Origin of the sequence: Dyadobacter sp. UC 10, from assembly GCF_008369915.1 — a bacterium.
In the GTDB taxonomy this organism is placed as follows: domain Bacteria; phylum Bacteroidota; class Bacteroidia; order Cytophagales; family Spirosomataceae; genus Dyadobacter.
Genome location: NZ_VSRN01000001.1, coordinates 5170050 through 5195510, shown reverse-complemented (window position 1 = coordinate 5195510; position 25461 = coordinate 5170050). Strand labels below are relative to the sequence as shown.

The window sequence follows — 25461 nt, the reverse complement described above, 5'->3', positions numbered from 1 at the left end:
GAGAATAAAATTGAGTGTAGAAGGCTGCAAAAACTCGTGGCCCGGGCACTAATTCAGGTTAACTGACTTACTCACAAAGCCTTTGCACTTTTTGGCCGTGCGAGCGAGAGCAAAATGAAGCTGGTAAGGAAGGTAACCAGGCCGGCAGTAACCGCAAGTAAGGTTCCTCCCAGAAAATATTGAACGAAATTAAGATGAATTGATTCGAGCGTAAGATGTTCGAGCGAGCTGATCTGAACACCATTCCTGTAAAATAACCCGCCGAACTTGTAGCTCAGAAATATAATCAGCGGGATCATTGGCGGTATACTGATGTTGGCCGCGGCAAGAAAAAGTACCTTGTTCATTCTGAAATAAATCGAAAGCGGTATTCCTACAAGCAACTGAAATCCCCAGATCGGTACGATTCCCATAAAGAAACCGAACCCTATTGACCGCGCTTTATCGAAGTTAGATTCACCCGGTTTAATGGCTTCCGATTTGATCAATTGCCACAGGCCCACTTTCCTGACTTCCAGAAAAAGCCTTTTGGGGAGGTAGTATAATAAGGTCAAAATAACAAGCCAGGTATTCAGGATACTAATTCGCGTGAAATCCCGAAACGGCCTGAAATGCGTCACACGCTCGTTTTTGTCATAAATTACATGAATATTAACCGGAACGATCGGAATATTCCGCCAAGCCATTTTCACGATTACTTCAATTTCTGTCTCAAACTTGGTCGTGAAAAGCTTCATCGTTTTCAGCGGTTCCAGGGGGTACAGCCGATAGCCGGTTTGCGTATCCGGCAGGGTGATGCCAGTTTCGAACTTGAACCAGAAATTTGAAAATTTGTTACCAAACGAGCTTTTACCAGGTACGCCCTCCTGTTCCATATTCCGGGAACCCATCAGCAGCGCGCCCGGATTTTTGAGTGCTGCGTCTATGAAGATGGGAATATCGCTGGCAAGGTGCTGGCCGTCGGAATCTATCGTGATCGCATTGCGATACCCCAGCCTGATCGCCTCCTGGAATCCCCTTCGCAATGAATACCCTTTGCCGTAATTGCTCACATTGTTCAACACCCTGATCTTCACGCCATAAGAAGCCAAAATGTACATGGTATCGTCCGTTGAACCGTCATTCACTACAACAACTGTCACTCCCGCAGCATAGGGCAGCACAGAATCGATGACCCGGCGTAAAGTATTCTCGTTATTATAGGTAGGAATGATAATGCAGCACTGAATATCCGAAAGGGTCATTGTCTAAAACGGGACTATTAGAAATCGATTTAACTGTCCGCTGAGTAAATAATAGAGCTGTAATGCTAAGCGTAAGTTGCCTGCATTTTAAAAAAAATCGCATCGTTCCCCTTTCCTGATGCGGTTACTTCTATCTCGTGCTCTTCTTTATACCTGATCGTTATCGTCATCGCCGGACTGGATGCCGGGTTCATTACTTCCAGAAACTTGCACGTTCTGAGCGATTTCAGTCGCAACGGTTTCGCCAGATATGCACTCAATATATCGCGCACCATTTGCAGCTGCATTACGCCCGGTGTCACCGGTGAACCCGGAAAATGTCCTTCGAAAACAGAATGACCTGCGTTAACCCAGACCTCAGAAACGAGTTGCCCATCGACAAGCACGATGTTTTTTATTTGGTAAAGCTCTTGCGGCATTATTTTCACGATATACTTAAAATTTTTCGAAGAGACTATCATTCAGTTGCGAATTGAATTTTTCGCTATGGAATTTCAGTAAACTCTTGTCCCCTCCTTTTTCGTAGAATGTGAGTTCCTTCAATCTCAACGTACTTTTTGGGAATACCATCGTGATTTTTGCGTAGATATTCTTCAATCTGCGGTTCACCGGGGTAAGTACAACCATATACTGGTCGTCGCTTGCCAGTGTGGTGATTGAAAACGCTTTGTTTTGCTGAAAATCACCATTTACCAGCCCGATCATCAGGTCTTTGATCTGCGCCGCCATTCTGCCCGACTGCCCCACATTCTTCTCCTTTCCGCCTTCCTGAATACGCAGCTTGTCGCCATTGATCATAATCACGTACTTCACAGGGACTTTCTGCTCCCATCTCATTTTATCCGCTTTGAAATAAAAAATACCTGACGAGCGCTCAGGTTCTTTCAACACGGCCATATGTTTTTCTTCGGTAAATGCAGCCTGTATCGAACTCGTTGCCTGGGAAATGCCTTTCAGATCTGCCAGAATTTTTGCCTGATCGGATGCCGGCTTGGAGTTTTGCGCATTCAAATTCCCGAAACAAAACATAACCAACAGACAGAGAATACTTTTGCTAACTGTCATAAGGAGCTTTTTCAATCAATTGAGAAAGGGGAACGATCTTGATCCCTTTTTGAAGACAATGCTCGATCACATCTTCCAGTGAATCCGCGGTGACTTTCAGGTTATCGTGCAACAAAACGATGTCTTTCGGCTTTAATTTTGAAATCACCTTATTGATGATCTGATATTTATTCTTAGCCCTGGTATCGAAGCTCCTGAGCGACCAGCCAACAGAATGCAGACCCAGCTCTTTCAATACGGTCGCATAAACCGGATTGGTAACCCCGAAGGGCGGCCGGAACAACAGCGGTGATTTGTTAATGGCTGACGAGATCGCTTCGCTGCATTTGGTAATATCAGTCTTTAACCTGCTTTTTGAGAAAAATCCTAAAAAGTAACTATGGCTGAAAGTATGGTTACCAACTGCGTGACCTTCTTCATCTATTTGTTTTAGCAGCTCAGGATATTTTGCTGCTTTCCTGCCGATCACAAAAAAAGTAGCCTGTACATTTTTGTCCCGAAGAACGCCAAGAATTTTCGGAGTTGTGTCAGGATCAGGTCCGTCATCGAATGTTAGTGCTATTGCTTTCCTTTTTCCGCTATTAATGGATTTCAGGAAATAATTGGATCGGATACTAAAAGAGCCGTAGACAGTGGCTGTGATGTACAGTATCGCAATGACAATGAAAACGATCCATGCAAAACCGGTATCCCAGAAAATGATGCCGCTTAATGCAAAAATGGTGATGGAGACGAATGTGACGATGTTATGCTTCAACGGCTTGTACCAGGGTTAGCCCCAGGTTTTCGTTTCTAAGTGAATTTAAAATGAGGATATTTCTGACCGATTTGTCATGCCTGATCAGGTCAGTTGCATAGTTCAATGCAAATGCCGACGCAGTCGGATAAACACCGGAAAGCGAAAGATAATCAATGCATTTCGCCGGATCGATACCTCCTTCTTCGAGGAGTAATTTAATCTCCCCTGTAATTACTCCACATTCCGGCGCAGCGAACAATACCGTATCTACATCGCTTATTTTCAATGAATTACTGCGCAAAAAGTGCTGCACCGAAGCTTTCAGGCTCTTTGCAAATGCAACCGGTTCGCAATCCTTAATGCAGGCAAGAGTTTCGTCGGTTTTTTGATTTGAAATAATAAAAAATGATGCCCCGGAAGTAAGCGGGTAGCCGGGCTGATAGCCTAAACGGTCAGTAATCTCAGACAAAATTTCAATATATTCATCTGCTGCACCGATCAGAATATGTTCTTCTCCCTCATTCAAAAGTAGCATCGCATCGAGCAACGCGTGCTCAAACGAAAGCGTATTCTGAGTGTGGGTCATATTATAGCCATGGTTGCCGAGGCTCAACGAAATCTGCCCGGCCATGGTGTTGTGTGTGGACTGTATAAAAGAAGTAGGCGGTAAAAGTCCCTCCACGGTAAGTGAAGTACTCAGGAATTTTTCAGTATCCTGTAAACAGCCGAGGCCCGTTCCCACTACGATTGCATCCGGCTGATCAATTCCTGCCTGACGAATGCAGTCTTTGGAGCACGCTACGGACATTCTTAGAATTTTGCTCATCCTTCGCAGTAACCCTGCGTCTATAAACTCCTTATAATCAGGACTCGCCAATACTGAATCCGAATCGAGTTTCCGGACAGACTCCGAGAAGCCATTTTTACCAAAAGTATCCTGATGGGAAATCGTAGACGCAGCAGATATATAGTACACGCTTCTTTCCATCTTATTCATGATCTGAGAATACCAGGGAAGAGTTGTTGCCCCCGAAACCAAAGGAGTTGGATAACACATTCCTTACCTGAACGTCGGTTTGCAGGCTGGTAACTGGCACAAGGCCGGTTTCTGTGATTTCCGATTGAAAATTGAGGTTAGGGTAAACCAGGTTATTTTCAATAGCCAATATTGAAAAAACAGCCTCAATAGCGCCGGCCGCGGCGAGCGTATGCCCGGTGAAGGCTTTTGTGGAGCTAAATAAAGGCACCTTATCACCAAATACTGTTTTTAATGCGACAGATTCCGACAGGTCATTGTTTTTCGTTCCGGTACCGTGTGCATTCACGTAGCTGATCTGTCCCGGATCGATCCCCGATTTTTTCAGGGCATTTTCGATTGCCAGGGTAGCACCTTTTCCTTCCGGTGAAGAGGCTGTCTGGTGATATGCATCCGCCGCATTTGCCCATCCCTTCAAATAACAAATCGTCCTGTTGCCCGAGAAACTGGCGCTTTTATCGCCTTCCAACAATAGGAAAGCGGCCCCTTCTCCCAGGTTCAGCCCGCTTCTGGATTCATCAAAAGGGCGGCACCAATGATCGTCGTAGATCATGAGTGACCTGAATCCGTCGATTGTGAAGCGGGTAAGCGCGTCGGAGCCGCCAACCAGCACCCTGTCGAGCTTACCCTGAAGGATCAGCCTCGCCCCGAGCATGATAGCATTCGCGCCTGAGGAGCATGCTGTTGATAGTGTATTAACGTAATCAGAAATACCCATTTCAGCCGCGATCCTTTCAGTGCTGGACCCGCTGTCGTGCGTTTTTAAAAGTGTATAGTCCGCATTATTCTGAGTCAGGTAGTCTTTGTAAAAAACCTCGCTGCGATCCATTCCACCCACGGAAGTAGCGGAAATAATGCCGGTTCGCAAAGTATCCGTCAGCTGATTATCCCCCCAGGCTTCCCTGGCCGCATGCAGTCCGAGCAGCGAGGTGCGCGAAATGTGTGCATTTCCAAGACCGTGCTTGGTTTTCAATGCTGCATCAGACGCTTTCACCTGGCCTGCGAGAAACTCACGCGTATCTTCCGCAAAAGAAATTTTACCGATACCAGTCGTACCCTCCTGCAATGCGCGCAAGTTTTCGGCAACTGTAAATCCAATCGCAGAAATAACCCCGATACCAGTTATGCGTACCCCCATTGAAATGCTCAGCTTTTCCGTTTGCGGATATATTCTGCCATCGTGTTGATGGATTTGAAAGCCTCCTTGCCTTCGTCAGGATTGGTAACCTGGATGCCGTGGTATTTTTCAAGCAAAACAATCAGTTCCAGCGCGTCGATCGAGTCGAGGCCAAGCCCCTCGTCGTTGAAAAGCAGGCTTTCATCGGCAATGTCTGAGGGCGTAATATCTTCCAGGTTGAGTTGTTCTATGATCTGCTTTTTAAGGTCTTCTTTTAATGTGTCCATTGCCAGTGCTATGTTGAGATGCGTTTTTAGTTGATTGAAGGTTTTTTGTTAAAAGATTTGTCAGATTTTCGGGAGTTAACGGGACGCCGTTTTGCTCGTTTGTTTCTACAAAAAACAATAATACATCGACCTTGCCTTCCAGAATTTCCAGCCAGCCGCAAAGCGCCGCTTTTGATCCGCCGCCTATTGTGATGTTGATGTAATTGATGAAAAAATCGGGTGTAAATTTAGGGAAAACGGCAAACATATTCTCGCCGTACCACTTATTCAGAATCGCTACCTCCCCAAGAATAATATTGGGAAGTGTATAAACAAACAGAGACGGGCTGGGCGATGCATTATCCTCGTAGGACTTCAGAAACCGCATATCGGTGTCGGCACTTGACGAACTGTTGGAAAAAACCATTGCGATCTCGTCGTCCTGATAACCACTAAATATTCCCGGACTTCCGCGTTTGATCAACTCGGAAGTCAGATAGCCTGCCTGCGCAAGCAGGTCCATTTTATAAAACTTCGGATAAACGAATTCGTGTTGTTTATAAATCTGTTTGAACCAGGTATCATCGGAACCGGCTGTACGCGTAGATACTATCTCCCCATTTACGGCGCAGACATCCTCATTTAGGCGGCAATATCCTGTTATGAAATTCATATGCTCCTGATTAGCAGCGCTGCATTACCACCTCCAAACCCGGAAGCGGTTTTCAGAACAGTTGACAACCGCTTTTTCTCGTTTTTTGTAATAATATTCAGGGGCTTGGTAGTGCCCTTGCTCCGGTAACCCAGGCTTTTTACCAGCTCACTGTTCCGCATCATTTGCATGGAAGTGGCCGTTTCTATCAATCCGGCTGCTCCTAGTGTATGTCCGAAATACCCTTTCAAGCTGCTCAGAGGTATATTGCCAATTCCCAGCCGATCGAAGGCAATGGATTCCATTTCGTCATTGTAAACAGTCGCAGTACCGTGCGCACATACAAAGTCTATTTCAGATGGATCGACACCATTTGCACTCAGCGTTTTTTTCACGCTTCTGACCAAACCTTCTCCCGTCCTCGATGGCCCTGAAATGTGATTGGCGTCATTTGCGCTTGCCCCTTCGAGTAGCCGGAAAGGATTTTGCTGAAAGATATCCCTGGAAACAGAAACTACCGTCGCCGCGCATCCCTCGCCCAGGGTAATGCCGTTGCGGTCCGCATCAAATGGGGCGCAAGGTTTGTCGCTGACGGCAAAGAGAGATTGAAAACCATTCACTACAAAGTCGGAAACGACGTCACAGCCGATGACGATCGCGTGCTCATAAATACCGGCATTGATGAGCTTGCCAGCTGCATTGATCGCAAGCACTCCGGAGATGCACGCGTTGGAAACTACGACAGGCTGGTTAGCGAGTTTAAAACGTTGTATGAGTGATTCAACCGGCCCTCCAAACTGATCCTTAATATTATGATCCAGCGCTCCCTTTGTTGAGCTGATGATCACGATGGTATCCGGTGAAGAAATAATATTCGGATCTATTCTGCACGCTGTTGCCGATAATGCGTCTGCTAGCAGGTTTTCAAACCGATTTTCAGCGGACAATGCAGGCATTTTTGCCAGGTACATTCCTCCTCCGCCAAATCCTGCCCCATCAACAAAAGAAATCCCTGACCGATTTTGAACCAGTGCATTCCAGTTTTCTTCCGCAGTATTGCCGAGCGGACTGATAATTACCTCGGCACCTATATAACTCATCCTATTCGCTAGTTTTTAAAAAGCAGGGTTACACCTGGTTCTTTTCTTTCCATTCCCGATAAAAATCCGGCGAGATCAGCTCGAGCGTGCGCGTTTCCCTGGCCAGAAAAACCTGCATGGTTTTCCCCAGCGCACACAACTCACCGGTGGTAAGGTTAAGTACTTCATATTCAAACTGGATCTTGGCAGACTTAACGGGTACATATCTGGTGATCACTTTGATGACCTGACCGTAATAAACCGGCGCCTTATGATCTATTTCTGATTTGACGATCGGGGTAAAATATCCGTGATCGAAAATTGTCAGGTATTCCAGCCCGAACTGCTTACCAAAAGCCTCCCGTCCGTCTTCAAAAAATTTGAGGTAATTCCCATGCCAGACTACTCCCATGGCATCCGTCTCACTAAACCTTATATCAATCTCGATTTCCGAAGCAATCATTCTATTATTTATTAGGGGTCATTCCGTCACTACAATTTTCATTTCACAACCCAGCAATATACGCCCTTCCAGGAAACTTTCACCTTTTACAAGGTAAATATTTCCCAGCTGATGCGTCGGAATCACAATAGTCTGAATCTTAGAACCGACCGGCGGGAGTTCGTAAACTTCCAGTTTACTGATCGCTCCAATGTACCCGATCCTGATCCCGCCACCTTCCCGGCTTCCCAGATAGCCAAATGAAAGTGCGCAGGTTTGCGCGATGTTTTCGATCAGTCCGGTTTCCTGGAAATAACCATCTTGGACGAGCAGATTTTGGGGTTCTATTATAAATTCAGTTTCAAATCGCGCGTCAGTAGCACTAACCAGGCTATCGACCATCACAAATGGTGCGCGATGTGGAATATAGTCGGTAATCGATTCTCTGGTTACCAGCATTAATTGAAGAAGTTATAGTAATTGAACCATTGTTCCGGATACTCCCGCACCTTTTTTTCAAGCTCAGCTACGTAAAGTTTCGCTATCTCTTCGGGTTTTGCTTTACCGGCTATTGGCGGAGTGGCACTCAGGTGGTAACTGTATTCACCGTCTTTTGCAGCAAAAACAAACGTTACCGGGGCGTCAAATTTTGAGGCTATTACAAACGGTCCGTGCGGAAATTTTGCTTTTTTGCCCAAAAAATCCAGCTCAATGAATTTTGAACCTTCCAGGTAACGGTCTGCATGAATCGCAACGAATTCGTTACTGACCAATGCGTTACGAATGGAAATAATGTGCGAAAGGTCGTTCTTGATTGGAATCACCTTGAATCTTGAACCACCGGTAGAAAGATCCATGTATTTCTTAATGTTCTCGACTTCTGCGTCGAGCATTACAATATTGATCGTGGGTGTGATACGGCCTTTCAGCAAATTTCCCGCGGTTTCCCAGTTTCCCAGATGGGCGCTCAGGAGAATACCTCCTTTTCCCTGGTCCCGGATATCGATCAGATATTGTTCGTTTTCGAAGGTGTGGGTGAATTTTTCGTCTTTCCCCAATAGAAAGGCAGCCCGGTCTACGAGTGTCTGGCCAAAAATATAAAAGTTTGTCCGGACGAGCTTTTTGGCAGCGGCTCGTGAAGTATGAAGGGAATTCTGGTAAAACTCAAGCAGTGCTTTCCTGGGCCTGGAAGCAAACAGATAGTAATAAAAAGTGACTACCCGCAGCAGGTAATAGGCAAAGTTCAGTCCCAGGGAATTAATGAAAAAGAGAAATATCTTGTACCCTGTTAAAGATCCCTTGGTCTTACCGTCCCAACGGCTCATTTACAGTGCAAGTTTCTTACGGACTAACTGATAAAAATCACCAAACGTCACTATATCCTTAAAATCCTCCCCGGTGAGCTTGACCCCAAGGTTTTCTTCAATCAGCACCACAAGGTCCACGTAATCAAGACTGTCCAGATCAAGGGTGTCTTTCAGGCTGTTTTCGGGGAGAATGTCGTCCTTGTCCACCTCGAATTCCGTTGATAAAAAATCCCTGGTCTCATCGATTACTTCTTCCCAACTCATTTTTACATCGTTAGCATACATAGCTGTAAAATTAGTTTATTCACTGATAGTTTAAAATATTCCCAGATTTTAAAATGCACCGGCCGGTTCACACAACAACTAACATTCGGTTAACTACCAGCAAATGACCTGGGGAGGAGAACAAAAATACAAAAATACAGGCACAAGAAATTGCCGGTTACGAAGTATTTGGCGGCCTGAAAACCTAGATTTTCCTGATGATCAGCGTTGAATTCGTTCCGCCGAAGCCAAACGAATTGGATAGGAAGCAGTTGATATCCTGGTCTTTCGTTTCCGGGATGATATTGATGCGGGCAGAATCTTCGTCGGGGTTATCAAAATTGATATTAGGAGCTATAAATGAGTTTTGCATCATCAGCAGCGAATACACAATCTCACTCGCACCAGCCATCCAGCATTCATGGCCGGTCATGGATTTAGTAGAGCTGACCGGCACTTTTTCACCAAAAACGTCAAATATCGCCCGGGCCTCGCTACCGTCGCCGACCGGCGTTGAAGTGGCGTGCGCATTGATATAATCAATCTCATTTTTGGCGATACCCGCCTGTTTCAATGCCATTTGCAATGACCTGATCTGCCCGTCGATACTAGGATTCGAAATATGGTCACCATTTGAAGAAAACCCGTAACCGATCAGTTCACCCAATATAGGCGCACCACGTTCCATCGCTGCTTCATAAGATTCCAGTATAACGGTTGCAGCTCCCCCGCTGGGGATCAATCCATCGCGGTCCCTGTCAAAAGGCCGGGAGGCCTTGCCGGGTTCGGTTTCCCGGACTGAGAAAGTGCCAAGTCCGTCGAAACTGGCCATAGAAGCTGAATTAATCTCCTGAGCGCCGCCACAGATAATGCGGTCCTGCAACCCCTGGCTGATCATCAGATAGCCCATTCCAATCGAATGCGACCCCGACGCGCAAGCCGCGCTAAGCGTGAAATTGATGCCCTTCAATTTGAAAATCGTTGACAGGTTCATATTCACAGTACTATTCATGTTCTGGAATATAGCCCCGCTGCCGATCAGCGTGGTGTCGTGCTTTTCCTTCGCCTTGTCAATAGCTTCCACGACGGAAGCCGCCGTACTATCGTTTCCATAAATAATACCGGTTTCGGTTTTTTCGAGATAATCGATATCCAGTCCGGCGTATGCGAGCGCTTCCCTGGTCGCCATATAGGCGTAAATCGCAGGCTGATGCATACCGACACGCTGCCTCCTGGACAGAAGACTTTTGAGGTCGGGTTCCTGTACCATCCCCGTCAAAGCCGAGCGGAAGCCGAAATCTTTTCTTTCCTGGTCAAATACAATCCCGCTTTTGCCTGCATACAGGGATTTTGTAACCTCTTCCAGGTTTGACCCCAGGCAAGAGTAAATTCCAATTCCCGTTATGACAACCCTCTGACCCATTATTTATGAATAAATCCCTCCGTTGATATTAATTACCTCTCCGGTAATGTAGCCTGCTTTATCCGAAACCAGGAAACTCACCAGATGCGCTACTTCCTGCGGATTCCCAAAACGATTCATCGGGATCATTTGTTTTAATTCGGTCTCATTCAAATCTTTTGTCATGTCGCTGGTAATGAATCCAGGCGCCACTGCATTTACAGTGATTTTCCGCTTCGCTACTTCCTGTGCCAATGCCTTCGTGGCCGAGATTACCGCACCTTTTGCAGCCGAGTAATTCGTTTGCCCGGCCACACCCTTCATGCCGGAAACCGACGCGATATTGACTATTCTTCCCGACCTTTTCCGCAGCATTTGCTGGATTGCATTCTGTGTCACATTGAAAAGACCTTTGGTGGAGATGTTCAGCACATCGTCCCAATCCTTTTCGGGCATCCACATAAAAAGACCGTCACGGGTAATGCCCGCATTGTTTACCAAAACACTGATGTGCTTTTCTTCGTTCTTTTCTTTCCAATCATTCAGTGCTTCGTCAACTTCTGATTTGGTCTGCACATTGAATTGAAGCAGCTCGCCGCTACCGCCCGCTGACTCGATTTCCGCCAGGGTTTCCTTCGCGGCTGTTTCATTGGAGGAATAGTTAACGAGTATATGCAGCCCGTGATCTTTCGCGAGCTGGACCGCAATGGCCCTGCCCAGTCCCCGGGACGCACCTGTTACCAAAGCACAGCTCATAATTGAAATGGGGTTTCTTTAATATATTCATAAACCGCTGCAATGCTTTCCGATTGCGGCAGGTCTTCTTTTACAAAATGTGCTTTTTGACGGATCTGCTGATAAACAGATCTGGCATTCGGTGAAAGCCGCTCTTTTTCCTCAGGTTCCAGTAAATCGATTGCCTGGCAGATTGCCATGATATGAATTGACATCACCTGGAATGAGTTCTCCAATACCTGCTTCGCGATCACCGCGCTATTGGTCCCCATACTCACAATATCCTGATTATCATTGTTATTAGGAATACTGTGCACATAAACCGAAGTTGAAAGCGCCTGGTTTTCGGCAGTTGTAGAAGTTGCGGTGAACTGCACGCCCTGAAATCCAAAATTCAACCCCCACGTACCAGCATTCAAAAACGGCGGGAATTTACCATTCAATTTGCTGTTCATCAAAAAGTTAAGCTGGCGTTCCATCAGCATCGAAAGCTTGGTCAGCACAATTTTCACTTTGTCCATTTCCAGCGAAATGTAGTCGCCGTGAAAGTTACCTCCGTGGAAAACATTGTCGTCCTCCGGCTTTACGATCGGGTTATCATTCGTCGAATTCAGCTCATTTTCAACCACTTCCTGCGCATACTGAACCGTATCCAGAATTGGCCCCAATATCTGCGGCACACACCGGATCGAGTAATATTCCTGGATCTTCCTTTCAAATTCCTTCCGCTGCATGGCGGTATCGTCTTTAAAAAGCTCTTCCCGGTTGCGGATCAATTGGCTGCCTGCCACAAAATCACGCATTTGCTGCGCAATCAGCTGCTGGCCTTTATGATGTTTAACCGCGTTCAGTTCTTTGGAAAATGAATCGTCAAAAGCTTCGATGACTTCATTGAGCATCGAGGAAGCTGCCACGGCCCATTGCAACAGTCTTTTGGCATATATAATATTAATAGCCGCCATTCCTGTCATACAGGAAGTGCCGTTGATCAGTCCAAGCCCGTCGCGGAGCTCCATTTTCAAAGGCTCCATGTTCTTTTGAGCCAGGACATCTTCCGTTTTTTTACGCACGCCATCATCATACACAAAACCTTCACCGATCAGGTTCAGGCCCAAATGCGACAATTGCACCAAATCGCCACTCGCTCCGACACTGCCGTGCTCGAAGATCTCCGGAACAATACCATTGTTTAGAAAAGCCACCAACTGCTTGATCACCGCCGTACTTACGCCGGAATTCGCCTGCAGAAATGAATTCAGCCTGGCCACCATCACGCTGCGTGCGTAAATTTCCGAAAGTGGCTTGCCGATTCCGCTGGAATGGCTGCGGATCAGGTTATATTGAAGATTACTGAGTTTGTCAGTTTCAATACGGTATTGGGCCATCGGGCCAAAGCCGGTATTGATCCCGTATATAATTTTATCTTTGGAGAAATTCGTTAAAAAGGCAAAAGATTTCGATACTTGATGGAGGGCGTCGTCGGCTAAGATAAATTCCTTTTTTTCAAAAGCATATTGCTCGATCTGAGCTAATGAAATACGATTCATTTAAGATGGAGTAATTGAATATTGTGTAAAATAAATCTTTTTTTGCGGCTTTGACAAACCGCACAATCACCGCTTCCGGACTGTATGAAGTTGTCTGATTTGTACATTTGATTAATTTTGTCTGACACTCACTCGTTACCCGCCGATGATCGGAGATTTGCTTTTAAGGTTAAATAAATTCCTTTCCGGCCACAAAACAGCTTTTTTCCTCAGTCTTATTTTACTTTCCGCGTTCCTTCTCTCCGGCATTTTCCGGCTGAGAGTCACAGAAAGCATTTTCGCCGCTCTGCCGAAAGGGAAAAGCTTCGAGGAATTTAACCGGCTGGTCGAGCAGAAAAACATCATTAACCAGGTCGTTTTTTCCCTCGATGTTCCGAAAGACACTGATAGCGAAGCCGCCAGGACATTAGCCGAGCGGTTTTCGGATTCGCTCAGGCGCTATACCAACGGCTATATCCGCAATTTACAGATTGAGCGGCCGAATGTGCAGGAAGATCTTTACCAATATGTGCTGGCTCATTTTCCTGAGCTAATCGACAAGCAGTACTACGAACATATCAGCTCCCGGATCATTCCCGATTCAATAAATACCTCAATAGCTTCGACTTACAATCAGCTGTTAACACCTGGCGGCTCTTTCTTCAAGGCCTTTATCCTGAACGATCCGCTCGGTATTACCGGAAAATATTTTCAGTCGCTCAATGCCATCAACAATGCGGGGGGACTGGTGATCGATGACGGGATGATGTTCTCGGCTAACCGCAGGCAAATACTGATTTTCGCTTCCACAACATTCGATTCAGGGAATTCGGATAAAAATGTGGAGTTATTTGAGCTGACAGAAGCTTTCCGCGCAAAGTGGAACACGCAGCACAGGTACAATCACCTCTCCTATTTCGGCACTTTCGAAATTTCAGCCCGAAATGCAATTCAGGTTAAACGTGACAGCTATTTAACGTCATTCATTGCCATCGCTGCGATCCTGCTTCTGCTGATCGGCTACTATCGCAAATTCCTGATCCCGGTATTTATGCTGCTGCCAGGGCTTTTCGGTGCGGTCTTCGCACTCGGGATAATTGGCTACGTAAGGCCGGAAGTATCAGGAATATCGCTGGCGACAGGCGCAGTCATTTTTGGCATTTTACTCGACTATGCCTTTCACTTTTTCACGCACCTGCGGCATACTGCCTCTATTCCGACGGCGGTAAAGGAAGTCAGCTCGCCTTTGCTTACCGGCAGTTTCACCACTGTACTGGCATTCAGTGCGCTCAGTTTTGCCAACTCTACCTTTTTGCAGGATTTCGGATTATTCTCTTCTCTGAGCCTTCTGGGAGCGGCGCTTTTTACGCTGATCGCACTCCCGGTTATCCTGGCGTCGGCTTCTTTTGATTATAAAAAATTACCTGCCGAAAGAAGATCACTCAGGTTACCTGCACTGGCGCCCAAATGGCGGCCGGCATTGCTCGCCCTGATCGCAATACTGACACTGATTTTCCTGTATTATGCCCGGTATACCGAATTTGACAGCGGTTTTGATAACCTCAGTATGCAAAGCGACGATCTTTCCGCGCGGGAACAGGCACTCACCGGAATCGACCCGAAAAGTCAGAAACGGATCTATGTTTTTGCAACAAATGCAAACAGGAATATTGCTGAGAAGGTGAACTTCGAGATTTATCAGAAGCTCGCGGGATTAAAAGATAATGGAAAGATCAGCAGTTTCGCCAGCTCCGGCGCACTACTGATTCCGAGGGCGTTACAGATCGAACGGATACGCGCATGGCATGACTACTGGGATCTCGGGCGCAAGGAACAGATTTTTAATATCATGGACAGAGCCGGAGCAAAAAGCGGCTTTAATTCATTCGCCTTTAATGATTTCAAAAACTGGATAGCAGGCCGGGATCAGGCTTCCGTTTCGCTGGATACCCTCTTCCGTGAGCTTGGTATCGATAACCTGATCGAACAAAACCGTGCAGGAAGTACTTTCATTTCAACACTGATCGTGCCTCAAAACAACCTGCCCTTTGTGAAAACCGAACTTCGGAAAATCGCTGGCGCAACTTTATTTGACCGCGGTGAGATGGCCGGCGAAATGCTTTCCATGGTCAAAAATGACTTCAACTACCTGCTTTTCATTTCAGCCTCGATTGTTTTCCTTACCCTGCTGATCGTCTATGGAAGGATCGAGCTTACCCTTCTTTCGTTTCTGCCCATGGTGATCAGCTGGATCTGGATCCTTGGTATCGCTGCGATCCTGGGCATTAAATTCAATTTTGTTAATGTGATCGTTACTACATTTATTTTCGGACTAGGCGACGATTTCAGCATTTTTGTAACCGACGGGCTTCTCGGCAAATACAAATACCGGAAAGATACGCTTAACTCTTACCAGTCGGCGATCATTCTGTCGGCGACCACGACTATTATCGGTACCGGCGTCCTTATTTTCGCCGAACATCCTGCAATTCACTCGATAGCACTGATCAGCGTAATTGGCATTGCATGCATCCTCTTCATTTCCTTCGCTTTCCAGCCTATACTCTTTGATTTTTTTGTTCAAAACAGGATTGCCCGAAAAAAGGCTCCGGTCACGATGCTGCCCTTTCTGATCAGCATTTCAAGTTTCACCTATTTCCTTTCAGGCTGCCTTTTTTTACACTCTAAATTGCTCACTGTGCTGATATTGCCGATTTCGAAAAAACGAAAACGAGCGATGATCAACAACTCTCTATCCTGGTTTGCGAAAACGGTAATCTACTCTGGCCCGCACGTAAAAAAGCAACTCTCAGGGCTGGAAAACCTGAATATGAACAAACCAGTACTATTTATTGCCAATCACACATCGTTTCTGGATATTCTGCTGGCCATTATGCTGCACCCCAAAATAGTGCTGATGGTGAAGGGCTGGGTTTACAAATCACCTTTTTTTGGGCCAATTATAAGGTACGCGGGTTATGTTTATACAGACGATGGCCCTGAGCGAAATCGTGAAAAAGTGAAAGCACTGGTGGAAGAAGGCTACTCTTTGCTCATATTTCCGGAAGGTACCCGCTCGGATGACGGCGAAATTGCGCGCTTTCACAAAGGTGCATTTCATCTCGCCGGAGAACTGGGTCTCGATATTCAGCCGATACTCATCCATGGTGCACACGATGTTTTACCGAAAGGCGATTTCCTGATCCGTCCGGGAGCCCTGAATGTGCGCGTATTGCCGCCTATCTCCTATTCAGACGAAAGGTGGGGCGGGCAGTTACGCGATAAAACAAAGAACATTGCCGCATACTTTCGTAACAGTTATGCCGGTTTCAAAGACGAGATGGAGAATACTGATTATTTGAAACATAAAATATTTACCAATTATGTATTCAAAGGGCCGATATTGGAATGGTATTTCAAAGTAAAGTGGAGACTCGAGAAATCGAACTTTACTTTTTACAATGAACTGATCGGCGATCGCAGGAACATTATGGATCTGGGCTGCGGATATGGCTATCTGTCATTTTACCTCCATTACAAAAATCAGGAGCGGATTATCGAGGGTATTGATTATGACGAAGAAAAGATATTGATTGCCAAAAACAGTTACAATAAAACCTTTAACCTCCGTTTCAGGCAAGCGGATGTAATGCAGGTGGGACTGGGGAAAACGGATGTAATTTTTTTAAATGATATCCTGCATTATCTGTCCAAAGAAAAACAGCTTAATTTACTGAAAGGTTGTGTGGCTGCGCTGAACCCTGGCGGCATCCTGTTCATTCGCGACGGCGTAACCGATGATGAAAAAAGGCATAAGAATACAAAAACCACAGAAGCATTGTCTACCGGTTTATTTTCTTTCAATAAGAAGGAAGAAGCATTCCACTTCTTCTCAACGCAGGATATTCGCGACTTTGCCGGAGAAAACCAACTTATATTCGAGCTGAAAACACATTCGAAAAATACTTCCAACGTGTTGTTCATTCTGCGAAAACCATCTCAACCGTCTGAAATCACACAAATTGCATCTTAACTTTTCCTGGCTATAAAATGCTGTCGTCGTTAGAAAGAGAGTACGATTTCGTCATTGTGGGAAGCGGCCTGGGAGGGCTGGTATGTGCTGCTATTTTGTCGATGGAGAATTATAGTGTGATTGTACTGGAAAAAAATCACCAGATCGGCGGGCACTTGCAGGTTTACAGCCGGGGAAAAAGCATTTTCGATACCGGCGTCCATTACGTGGGTAGTTTGGATGAAGGCGAAAATCTGCACCAGTTTTTCAAATATTTCGGTATTCTCGACAAACTGAAGTTGAAACGACTCGATGAGCAGTTCGATGTGATCCGGTTTGCGGATGGCGAGGAATACCCTTACACTCAGGGATTTGACCAGTTTGCCAAAAACCTGATTTCCTTTTTTCCCGAAGAAGAAGATGCGATAAATAAGTATTGCTCGAAAATATTAGAGATATGCACTAAGTTTCCGCTTTATAATCTGGAAAGTGCGTCCGACGGTTACTACCTGGAAAGCGACATTCTGACGATCAATGCGCACGACTATATCGCTTCGCTGACTGATAATGTCAGGCTGCGTAATGTGCTGGCGGGCTCCAACCTGCTGTATGCAGGAACGAGGCGTAAGACGCCTTTTTATGTGCACGCATTGATTATGAAAAGTTACTTGTCGGGCGCTTACAAACTTACCGACGGAGGCTCCCAGATCGCGATCCAGTTCAGTAAAATCGTGAGGCAGAACGGCGGGAAAATAGTTAAACATAAAAAAGTGGTGTCGGCCAACTACAATCAAGACGGTCTCGTACGGGAAGTAGTTTTAGAAAACGGCGAACGCGTGAGGGGAAAGCAATTTATATCAAATGTGCATCCGGCAGTAACGATTGATATTTTTGGACAGGAAAGGTTTCTGAACGTTTATAAAAGCCGGATACAGGGACTTGAAAACACGGTTTCTACTTTTCTGGTACACATCACTTTTAAAGAAAAAACATTTAAATATCTGAACCATAATATATATTTCCATGATACTGACAATGTTTGGGATACTGCGGATTACGAACCGGAAAACTGGCCGCAAACCAGCTTTATCTGCACCCCTCACATTTCCAGGACGGGCGAGTATGCAGATTCCATGTCGGTAATGACCTATATGAAAGCTTCGGAAACCGCCAGATGGGAGAAATCTTTCAGCACAATCGCAGAGCCGGGCGAGCGGCATGAGGAATATATTCAGTTCAAAAAAGAAAAGGAAGCACAGGTTATCCGTCGCATGGAAGAGCTATTTCCCGGAATTTCTGAACAAATTAAAGCAGTGCACAGCGCGACACCGCTTACTTTCCGGGATTATATCGGCAATAAAGATGGCTCTATGTATGGTATCATGAAAGATTCGGTATCGCCCGCGAAAACGCAGATCAATACCAAAACAAAAATTCCAAACCTGCACCTGACAGGCCAAAATATTTCGCTTCACGGGATACTTGGCGTCACTGTAAGTGCCTTTATCACCTGTTTTCCCTTTGTAGATAAAGATATACTCATTCAAAAAGTAAAGGACGCTTAATTATGCAAACAGTTGACGTAGTGGTTATTGGCGCTGGCCCGGCCGGAACGGTAGCAGCTTCTTACCTCCAAAAGCAGGGCTACCAGGTTACCATATTAGAAAAAGAAAAATTCCCGCGTTTCCAGATCGGCGAAAGTTTGCTTCCTTGCTGCATGGAGCATCTGAGCGAATCAGGTTTGCTTGAAGCTGTGGAAAAGCAAAATTTTCAGAAAAAAACCGGAGCAGCCTTTATGCTTGGCGAAAAACGCTGCGAGTTTTTCTTTTCGGAACAATTTACCAAAGGCTGGACCTGGACCTGGCAGGTCAAACGCGCCGATTTCGATAATACATTGGCTGAGGCGACGAGAGCAAAAGGCGTTGATGTCAACTTCGAGTGCGAAGTACTGCATGTAGCCTGCAGTGAGGATAAGCAGGTTTTGGAGTACAGGGATGTAAATGGCGATAGCCATACCATTCAATGTCGCTTCATTATCGATTCCAGCGGCTACGGGAGGGTTTTGCCCAGGCTGTTCGACCTGAGTAAACCATCGGCATTCACTCCGAGAGGGGCTATTTTTTCACATTTGGAAGATATTGAAAGAACCGAGGAGGCCAGCAACAACATTTTTGTCCATTCGTTTGACGACAATAAATCATGGATCTGGGCAATCCCATTTTCTGACGGTTCTACCTCAGTCGGCATTGTGAGCGATAAGGAAAAAGTAGTGGAACTAGCCGAAAACGAGGGACAAAAGTATAAGGATTTTATCCGCAATTTTGAAGACCTGAATGGCCGGTTCAAGGACTCCGAACTAAAATTCGAGCCTCGCCACATTCTGGGCTATTCGGTAGGTGTCAAAACGATGTACGGAGAAGGCTTTGTTCTTTCCGGCAACAGCACTGAATTTTTAGATCCTATATTTTCCTCAGGGGTAACATTCGCGACAGCCTCCGGATTACTTTCCGCCAAAATGACCGACCGGCACTTACGCGGAGAAAAGGTCGACTGGAAAAATGAGTATGAGAATGTAGTTCAAAAAGGCATTGATGTATTCAGAAGCTATGTTTCCGGGTGGTACAGCGGTGATTTCCAAACCATTGTTTTCGCCAGGTATATAGATCAGGACATTAAAAATCAGATCTGCTCGGTACTGGCGGGATATGTCTGGGACACTTCAAATCCATTTGTAAAAAAACACGATACGATATTGCCTACTCTGGCCAAGGTTATCAAAATGAAAGAGCAGCAAGAGATTTAGTCACTGGCAAGCAAAATCAATCCGTGCTGTAACCCTTTGAAGTGATTGTATATCAATACATTTCGGGTTTCGCGCTTCTCTGAAAAGTTGTACGTGCATTGGTCCGGCAAGGATTTGCCGTCATAGAGTTGAACAGCCAGCCACAGTGCAAATGCGGAAGCGGTAGGATAATCGCCGACCAGATTTTTGTAAGAATAGCAATTCGTCGCGGGGAATAGTTTTTTGTGCAGATCGGTATAGATGTGATCTGTGCGGCTATCTCCGCTCATACCGATGAACAAAGCGTCAATGCTTTGCGGCTCAAGATTATTTTTGGCTAAAAACGATATCACCTTTTCCCCTAACCCACTTTCCGGCAAATAGCTTGTTTGGGCCACATCTACAATTCGCGGCGCATTCGTTCCCGTTCTTTTGGCATCGATTACAAACATGGCCGCCCCTTCCCCGTTAACAGAGCCTGGTGTTCCTGAGCTGAACAATGTTTCAGCGCCTCGCTCTTCCGACTTGAATGCCCCTCCCAGCGAGTCGATGTTGTGGTTATAGTCGGATATCTCCTCCACGCTACCGATAACCAACCTGGATGCTCGTTTTTCCTCCATCAGCATCAGACCGTCGATCAGCGCAGCTTCGAATGCGAGTCCTTTGTGTACGTGCGTTATATTGTACCCGGTGGTTTTGCTCATCAGCGCGAGACTGCCGGCAACTGCATTGGGCGTACTTTGCACAAAATTGGTGGGAGTAAGTGTGCCTTCATTGAAATCGACGATCTGGTTCAAAAATTTCAGACAATCTTCCAGGCCGCCATTTGCGGTTCCCAGTATGATCCCGTCAATATCATTGTCGCTTACCAGCGGTAGTCCAGCCCCAACGCCCATTCTGATAGCTTTTCCCATGCGCCTGAGCAGCCCTGCGGGAATCAGTTGACTATATTCCGGTTCTATCGCCGCATAGCGGACCCCACGGTACAGCTTTACATCACCCTCGAGAAAAGCATTGTCAAAGGTTCGTTGAGGCGAAATGCAGGCAGATTGAGTGATATACATTCTTTTAAATGACGGTAATACGTATGGTACTTACGCTGATTTTGCATCGGAAATAAACTTTTGGATCAGGTCAGCATAATGTGAAATCTCATTTTGCTTTTGATCGTCACTCCATCCCAATTCCCGTGCCATCAAATCAGCCACAACAGGAAGCGCGCTCAGCGTTTCGAGCCAGCCGGTAATTTCCAAACGTATTCTTCTTGCAAAAAAATCGCGCAGGGTCACTGCCATTTCCTCCCGGACTGTGTATACCACCTCTGCCCTGATGTATGGAAGGTGATCCAATAGCCTGTCCTTCAAACTATTGTTATCCAAAGTCAACTGACCAATATAATCTGCGCGGGAACCGTATTTCCGGGTTAAGTGCTGGCAAATATTGTCAGGCAGCTTATAGGCAACAGCCAGTTTTTTCCATAAATCAAAGCTGTAATTTTCACCTCCTGCCAGGATGCAGGAATCGGTCGTGCAAGTATTGGTTTTTGAGAAAAACAGATCGGCCTCGTCGATGGTATCCTTGGCCATCAAACGGTAGGTCGTCCATTTTCCGCCAAGTAAGCTAATCAGGCCCGACTTCTCGTCTGTCTCCACTTCATGGTCTCTTACCAGACTTTTCGTTGACTTGCCCGGGTCGGCAGAAAGTAGCGGACGTAACCCTCCAAAGCCCGACTTTAACTCCTCTAATCTGATCGGTTTGGCCAGATAAGGATTCAGGGTATCTGCCAGATATCGCTTTTCTTCTTCGTTCAGCGTAGGCTCACTTGTAACATCCTTATAATCTGTGTCGGTTGTTCCGATCATGGTGGCGCCTTCAAACGGTATCGCAAAAACGACCCTTCCATCAGAGGTTTTCGGGATAAGCATTGCATATTCACTATTGAGCGTAGCGGCTGGCAGCACAACATGCACTCCCTTGCTGGGGCGAAGCCTCTCAGTAAGCGCAGGATTTGCGAGGAGCCTGATTTGGTCCGCAAACGGTCCCGTACAATTAATAACAAGCTTCGCCTTGATTGCGTATCTCTCTCCGGAGCGCGTATCAATAGCCTCGACTGCATTCAATTTCCCTGACGGGCTTCTTCCAAAACCTGATACCTCCATATAATTCGCCACAGCAGCCCCGGCCTCCGCTGCCGACTGGACGATAGCCAGACAATACCGTGCATCATCCAACTGCCCGTCGTAATACAGCACGCCGCTATGCAGTTTTTTTGAATCCAATGTCGGGATCTTGGCTAATACCTCCTTTTTAGTCAGCCACTTACTTTTGGGCAGCGTATCGTTGGTTGCAAATGCATCGTAAATCTGTAAACCGATTTTAAAATACAAACCTTCGACCCAGGAAGCAACAGGCGTCATTAATGCGAGCGGTCGTGCCAGGTGCGGGGCATTTTTAAGAACTATGTGCCGCTCTTCCAACCCGTGCCGGACTTGTTTAAGCTGCGCGAAATCAAGCTTTTTGAATGCCTGTTCGAGATAACGAACGCCGCCGTGAATAAGCTTTGTCGACCTGGAAGAAGTTTCAGAGGCAAAATCCTTTTTATCAATTAATGCAACTTTATACCCTCTCAGAACAGCGTCGAGGGCGCATCCGGCACCACTCGCGCCAGCCCCGATAATACATATATCAAACTCTTCACTTTTAAGTTTTTTAAGGGATTCGGGGCGATTCATTCAGTAGCGGGAACAGAAGTCGGCATTAATTTCAATGATTGCAAAAGTACAAAGTTGAAGTTTAAAACAAGTGTAGTGAGGCTATTTCATCTCTGAGTTTTGCTGGTATAATAATTGCAATTGCCGTTGTGGGAAAGATCGAAAGTGCTTCTCCCCCATTCAATCACCTTACCATTTAAAAAACAAAAACATGGGCTTATTCTCGTTTCTCAAAGGATCAGGCGAAAAGGTATTTAAAAAAGAAGATGCTGCCGCACCGGCTCCCGAAGTTGAACCGTTACGCGCCAGCGCCTTACTTGCGCACGTGAAAGCATTAGGACTTACTTACAACAGTCTCACGGTCAAAACAGCAGGCGACACCGTCACGTTGGAAGGCGAGGTGGCAAAACAGGAGGACGCAGAAAAGATCGCGCTGGCAGTGGGTAATGTAGAGGGAGTACAAGTTGTAGACAACCGCCTGAAAGTGGCTACTCCGGCACCTGAGGCTACCTATCACACTGTGGAAAAAGGCGACACACTATCTAAGATCGCACAGACCGTTTATGGAGATATGATGAAGTACCCGGTTATTTTTGAAGCAAACAAACCGATGTTGACACATCCTGATAAGATATATCCGGGCCAGGTATTGAGGATTCCGGCGATTTAAATGTTAGCTGTTAGCTGTTAGCTGTTAGCTGTTAGCTGTTAGCTGTTAGCAAAAAAACCGGGATCGAGTTATATACTCGTCCCGGTTTTCTATTTAAAAAGCTAAAACCTAATTGCTAATAGCTAACAGCTAAAACTAATCCTCCGCCGCAATTACATTCAGCGCGATTTTGTGTTTCACTTCTTTGTGAAGATCGATTGTCGCAGAATATGTGCCGATCGACTTAACATCGTCAACAGTGATTTTCTTACGGTCGATATCGAATCCTTTTGCTTTCAGAATATCAGCAACCTGCGTATTGGTAACCCGGCCGAAAATACGTCCGCTTTCTCCTACTACTGTTTTGATATCAATTGTCAGATCGCCGATTGCCGATGCGATATCCTCCGCATCTTTTTTCAGCTTCTCTGCTTTGTGGGCAGCCTGACGTACGTTCTCAGTTACGATTTTGCGGTTGGACGTGTTAGCCAACAGCGCAAATCCCTGAGGAATAAGATAATTACGACCGTATCCCGCCTTCACGGTCACGATATCGTTCTTATAACCTACTCCTGCTATATCGGTTAAAAGTATGATTTCCATTGTTTGTAGCTCTTTACTGTATTATTTCAATTGATCAGCAACAAATGGCAAAAGGGCCAAATGACGTGCTCTTTTAATTGCCTGAGATACTTTGCGCTGATATTTCAGGCTTGTTCCTGTAAGGCGGCGTGGTAAGATCTTACCTTGCTCATTTACAAGTTTCAGCAAAAAGTCAGGATTCTTGTAATCGATATATTTGATACCGGCTTTTTTGAAGCGGCAATATTTCTTACGGTTAATGTTCTTTTCAACCGGTTCGTTAACTAGTGACATAGCTTATGCGTTTTCGGTTTTAGATTCAGTAGATTCTTCTCTCTTCCTACCTACCAGTCCTTTGCGTTTTTTCTCGTTGTAAGCAATTGAATGCTTGTCAAGGACGATAGTCATAAAGCGCAAAATACGCTCGTCACGACGGAATTCTGTTTCCAAAACATCCACCACATTTCCTTCATTCGAAGTGTATTCCACTACGTGATAGAAACCTGAATTTTTCTTTTGGATGGGGTAGGCCAGCTTGCGCAATCCCCAGTTCTCTTCATGTACAATCGACGCTCCGTTGGAGGTAAGGATTGTAGTGAATTTTTCAACGGCGTCCTTTGCCTGGGCCTCAGACAAAATGGGAGTTAGAATGAACACCGTTTCATACTGTTTAGACATACGGTAATTTGTTAGTATTTATAAAAGTAAAAAACCCTCACCTTGGTTTAAACCAAAATGAGGGTGCAAAAATAGGATTTGTAAACCGAAATTCCAAGTCCTCAACAGTATTGAACGCAAGTTATTGCCGGCAGCAGATCATTTCACCGTGAAATCGCCCTCGCCTATTTTAAAACCTTCGCTATAAAGCTCGATCGCATATTTGCCGTCTTTCAGCGGGATGCCTCCCCTGCCGTAAAGAATATCAACGGACTGATTGCTGTTATCGAAAGTCACGGTCTGGGAAGAACTGAATATCAACTCCTTACCATTGTGCATGAACGAGCCTGAGCCAGTCGCCATGTCCGACAGCACTGCACCGTCGGGATCGAGGATACGCAGGTAAATCTGTTTTTCATTCTGTTTCGCTACTGCGTTTTCAGCCAGTTTGAAGTTTACGCGCAACTTATCAATTCGTTTTGCCTTGTATTTACCGCCCTGCCGCTCCTTACCTTTCGACGATACCGCATTGACAGTCAATGCTTCTGCTCTTAATGCAGAGGCCAGATTTACCTTTTCGCTCAACTCGCGGTTTTGTACCGAATAGTTGGTCACAGAATCTGCCAACAATTGTTTTTCAGATTCCAGCCCGGTCACTTTTTCGTTGAGCTCTTCGTTCTTAGAGGTAGCGACACCCAGTTGTTGCCTTAGATTGGCGATTTCACTATCCTTTTCAGACAATATAGATTCGTAGGATTTGATCTTCTTATTGTAATTGGCGGCCGAATAAGTGGTCGAATTTTTAAGCTCCTGCTTGTCTTTTTCCAGTTGCGCTTTCAAAGCTACGAGCGAATCGACGCTGCCACCCAATTTCTGGATCTCCGCGATTTTGACATCCAGCTCAGCGGAGATCGAATCCAGTTTTGTTTTAATGGATAAAACTTCTTCCGTTTTTGCAGTTATGATCTCATCCTTCGCCAGGTTCTCCTGTTTTTCGTGATAGATAAAATAAACAAGTACCAAATTGAGCAGTAACAATACAGCCAATGCTGCCCATAGAAGCGTCTTTCGGTCTTGTTTTTGTTCCTGGTTGTAGTCCATACAGAAGGTTAAATTGTTAATTAAGTTGGTAAAAGAAATATGTTTTTTTCAATTTTGAAATATGTCCACATCTAAATTCTGTTTCCAGATCCC

The 25461-nt window shown here is 45.7% G+C and carries 26 protein-coding genes; 4 read left to right on the top strand and 22 right to left on the bottom strand.

The annotated features are described in order from the left end of the window. Positions 1 to 71: 71 nt before the first annotated feature. The 16 genes from FXO21_RS21545 to FXO21_RS21470 form a co-directional block, all read right to left on the bottom strand. Positions 72 to 1244 carry a DUF2062 domain-containing protein gene (locus tag FXO21_RS21545; protein ID WP_149642014.1) on the bottom strand — a complete coding sequence of 391 codons (1173 nt, stop codon included), beginning with the start codon at positions 1242 to 1244 and terminating at the stop codon, positions 72 to 74. A gap of 65 nt (positions 1245 to 1309) precedes the next feature. After that, a complete protein-coding gene (locus tag FXO21_RS21540) occupies positions 1310 to 1663 on the bottom strand; it encodes a 3-hydroxyacyl-ACP dehydratase (RefSeq protein WP_225865789.1) in 354 nt (117 codons plus the stop codon). Between the two features lie 16 nt (positions 1664 to 1679). Then, a complete protein-coding gene (locus FXO21_RS21535; protein WP_149642012.1) occupies positions 1680 to 2309 on the bottom strand; it encodes a LolA family protein in 630 nt (209 codons plus the stop codon). Then, positions 2299 to 3066 (bottom strand): polysaccharide deacetylase family protein, encoded by a 768-nt coding sequence (locus FXO21_RS21530; protein ID WP_149642011.1) that lies wholly within the window; start codon positions 3064 to 3066, stop codon positions 2299 to 2301. The genes FXO21_RS21535 and FXO21_RS21530 overlap by 11 nt, the downstream gene beginning before the upstream one ends. Continuing rightward, positions 3056 to 4045 (bottom strand): beta-ketoacyl synthase chain length factor, encoded by a 990-nt coding sequence (locus FXO21_RS21525; protein ID WP_225865788.1) that lies wholly within the window; start codon positions 4043 to 4045, stop codon positions 3056 to 3058. Before FXO21_RS21525 ends, FXO21_RS21530 begins: the two co-directional genes overlap by 11 nt. Then, the gene (locus FXO21_RS21520) at positions 4038 to 5222 is read right to left on the bottom strand and encodes a beta-ketoacyl-[acyl-carrier-protein] synthase family protein (RefSeq protein WP_149642010.1); all 1185 of its coding nucleotides are present in this window, start codon (positions 5220 to 5222) and stop codon (positions 4038 to 4040) included. The genes FXO21_RS21525 and FXO21_RS21520 overlap by 8 nt, the downstream gene beginning before the upstream one ends. 8 nt (positions 5223 to 5230) lie before the next feature. Beyond that, complete coding sequence (locus tag FXO21_RS21515; RefSeq protein ID WP_149642009.1) at positions 5231 to 5488, bottom strand: phosphopantetheine-binding protein; 258 nt, start codon at positions 5486 to 5488, stop codon at positions 5231 to 5233. Next, positions 5463 to 6140, bottom strand: coding sequence for a hypothetical protein (locus FXO21_RS21510; protein WP_149642008.1), 678 nt, complete (start codon positions 6138 to 6140; stop codon positions 5463 to 5465). Before FXO21_RS21510 ends, FXO21_RS21515 begins: the two co-directional genes overlap by 26 nt. Continuing rightward, entirely contained in the window at positions 6137 to 7219 is a 1083-nt protein-coding gene (locus FXO21_RS21505; RefSeq protein ID WP_149642007.1) for a beta-ketoacyl-[acyl-carrier-protein] synthase family protein, read from the bottom strand. The genes FXO21_RS21510 and FXO21_RS21505 overlap by 4 nt, the downstream gene beginning before the upstream one ends. Before the next feature lie 28 nt (positions 7220 to 7247). After that, the gene (locus FXO21_RS21500; RefSeq protein ID WP_149642006.1) at positions 7248 to 7661 is read right to left on the bottom strand and encodes an acyl-CoA thioesterase; all 414 of its coding nucleotides are present in this window, start codon (positions 7659 to 7661) and stop codon (positions 7248 to 7250) included. Positions 7662 to 7679: 18 nt separating this feature from the next. Further along, positions 7680 to 8099 carry a hypothetical protein gene (locus FXO21_RS21495; protein ID WP_149642005.1) on the bottom strand — a complete coding sequence of 140 codons (420 nt, stop codon included), beginning with the start codon at positions 8097 to 8099 and terminating at the stop codon, positions 7680 to 7682. Continuing rightward, positions 8099 to 8965: an LpxL/LpxP family acyltransferase gene (locus FXO21_RS21490; RefSeq protein WP_149642004.1), complete on the bottom strand. Its 867-nt coding sequence runs from the start codon at positions 8963 to 8965 to the stop codon at positions 8099 to 8101. The genes FXO21_RS21495 and FXO21_RS21490 overlap by 1 nt, the downstream gene beginning before the upstream one ends. Then, entirely contained in the window at positions 8966 to 9232 is a 267-nt protein-coding gene (locus FXO21_RS21485; protein ID WP_149642003.1) for an acyl carrier protein, read from the bottom strand. It abuts the gene before it with no gap. Positions 9233 to 9416: 184 nt separating this feature from the next. Beyond that, the gene (locus FXO21_RS21480; RefSeq protein ID WP_149642002.1) at positions 9417 to 10634 is read right to left on the bottom strand and encodes a beta-ketoacyl-[acyl-carrier-protein] synthase family protein; all 1218 of its coding nucleotides are present in this window, start codon (positions 10632 to 10634) and stop codon (positions 9417 to 9419) included. Between the two features lie 3 nt (positions 10635 to 10637). Continuing rightward, entirely contained in the window at positions 10638 to 11369 is a 732-nt protein-coding gene (fabG, locus tag FXO21_RS21475; protein WP_149642001.1) for a 3-oxoacyl-ACP reductase FabG, read from the bottom strand. After that, complete coding sequence (locus FXO21_RS21470; RefSeq protein ID WP_149642000.1) at positions 11366 to 12895, bottom strand: HAL/PAL/TAL family ammonia-lyase; 1530 nt, start codon at positions 12893 to 12895, stop codon at positions 11366 to 11368. Before FXO21_RS21470 ends, fabG begins: the two co-directional genes overlap by 4 nt. Before the next feature lie 145 nt (positions 12896 to 13040). Here FXO21_RS21470 and FXO21_RS21465 point away from each other — a divergent pair, with 145 nt between their 5' ends. From FXO21_RS21465 to FXO21_RS21455, 3 genes are read left to right on the top strand one after another with little or no spacing between them, the layout of a single operon-like run. Further along, positions 13041 to 16907, top strand: coding sequence for a 1-acyl-sn-glycerol-3-phosphate acyltransferase (locus FXO21_RS21465; RefSeq protein ID WP_149641999.1), 3867 nt, complete (start codon positions 13041 to 13043; stop codon positions 16905 to 16907). 17 nt (positions 16908 to 16924) lie between these two features. Further along, a complete protein-coding gene (locus FXO21_RS21460; RefSeq protein WP_149641998.1) occupies positions 16925 to 18451 on the top strand; it encodes a phytoene desaturase family protein in 1527 nt (508 codons plus the stop codon). 2 nt (positions 18452 to 18453) lie between these two features. After that, positions 18454 to 19689, top strand: a complete 1236-nt coding sequence (locus tag FXO21_RS21455) for an NAD(P)/FAD-dependent oxidoreductase (protein WP_149641997.1) — start codon at positions 18454 to 18456, stop codon at positions 19687 to 19689. On the opposite strand, the gene FXO21_RS21450 is transcribed toward FXO21_RS21455, so the two are convergent. Together FXO21_RS21450 and FXO21_RS21445 are read right to left on the bottom strand one after the other, a co-directional pair. Next, the gene (locus FXO21_RS21450; RefSeq protein ID WP_149641996.1) at positions 19686 to 20732 is read right to left on the bottom strand and encodes a beta-ketoacyl synthase chain length factor; all 1047 of its coding nucleotides are present in this window, start codon (positions 20730 to 20732) and stop codon (positions 19686 to 19688) included. The two genes, FXO21_RS21455 and FXO21_RS21450, sit on opposite strands and share 4 nt — an antisense overlap. Before the next feature lie 30 nt (positions 20733 to 20762). Beyond that, positions 20763 to 22400, bottom strand: a complete 1638-nt coding sequence (locus FXO21_RS21445) for a glycerol-3-phosphate dehydrogenase/oxidase (RefSeq protein ID WP_149641995.1) — start codon at positions 22398 to 22400, stop codon at positions 20763 to 20765. 190 nt (positions 22401 to 22590) lie between these two features. On the opposite strand from FXO21_RS21445, the gene lysM reads away from it, so the two are divergent. Beyond that, positions 22591 to 23049 carry a peptidoglycan-binding protein LysM gene (lysM, locus tag FXO21_RS21440; protein WP_149641994.1) on the top strand — a complete coding sequence of 153 codons (459 nt, stop codon included), beginning with the start codon at positions 22591 to 22593 and terminating at the stop codon, positions 23047 to 23049. Positions 23050 to 23184: 135 nt separating this feature from the next. Here the strand turns inward: lysM and rplI are convergent, their stop codons facing one another. From rplI to FXO21_RS21420, 4 genes are all read right to left on the bottom strand, one after another. Continuing rightward, a complete protein-coding gene (rplI, locus tag FXO21_RS21435; protein ID WP_149641993.1) occupies positions 23185 to 23631 on the bottom strand; it encodes a 50S ribosomal protein L9 in 447 nt (148 codons plus the stop codon). Positions 23632 to 23652: 21 nt separating this feature from the next. Further along, positions 23653 to 23904, bottom strand: a complete 252-nt coding sequence (gene rpsR / locus FXO21_RS21430) for a 30S ribosomal protein S18 (protein ID WP_015811483.1) — start codon at positions 23902 to 23904, stop codon at positions 23653 to 23655. Positions 23905 to 23907: 3 nt separating this feature from the next. Then, the gene (gene rpsF, locus FXO21_RS21425) at positions 23908 to 24288 is read right to left on the bottom strand and encodes a 30S ribosomal protein S6 (RefSeq protein ID WP_149641992.1); all 381 of its coding nucleotides are present in this window, start codon (positions 24286 to 24288) and stop codon (positions 23908 to 23910) included. A gap of 138 nt (positions 24289 to 24426) precedes the next feature. Further along, the gene (locus FXO21_RS21420) at positions 24427 to 25368 is read right to left on the bottom strand and encodes a hypothetical protein (RefSeq protein WP_149641991.1); all 942 of its coding nucleotides are present in this window, start codon (positions 25366 to 25368) and stop codon (positions 24427 to 24429) included. Positions 25369 to 25461: the final 93 nt, after the last annotated feature.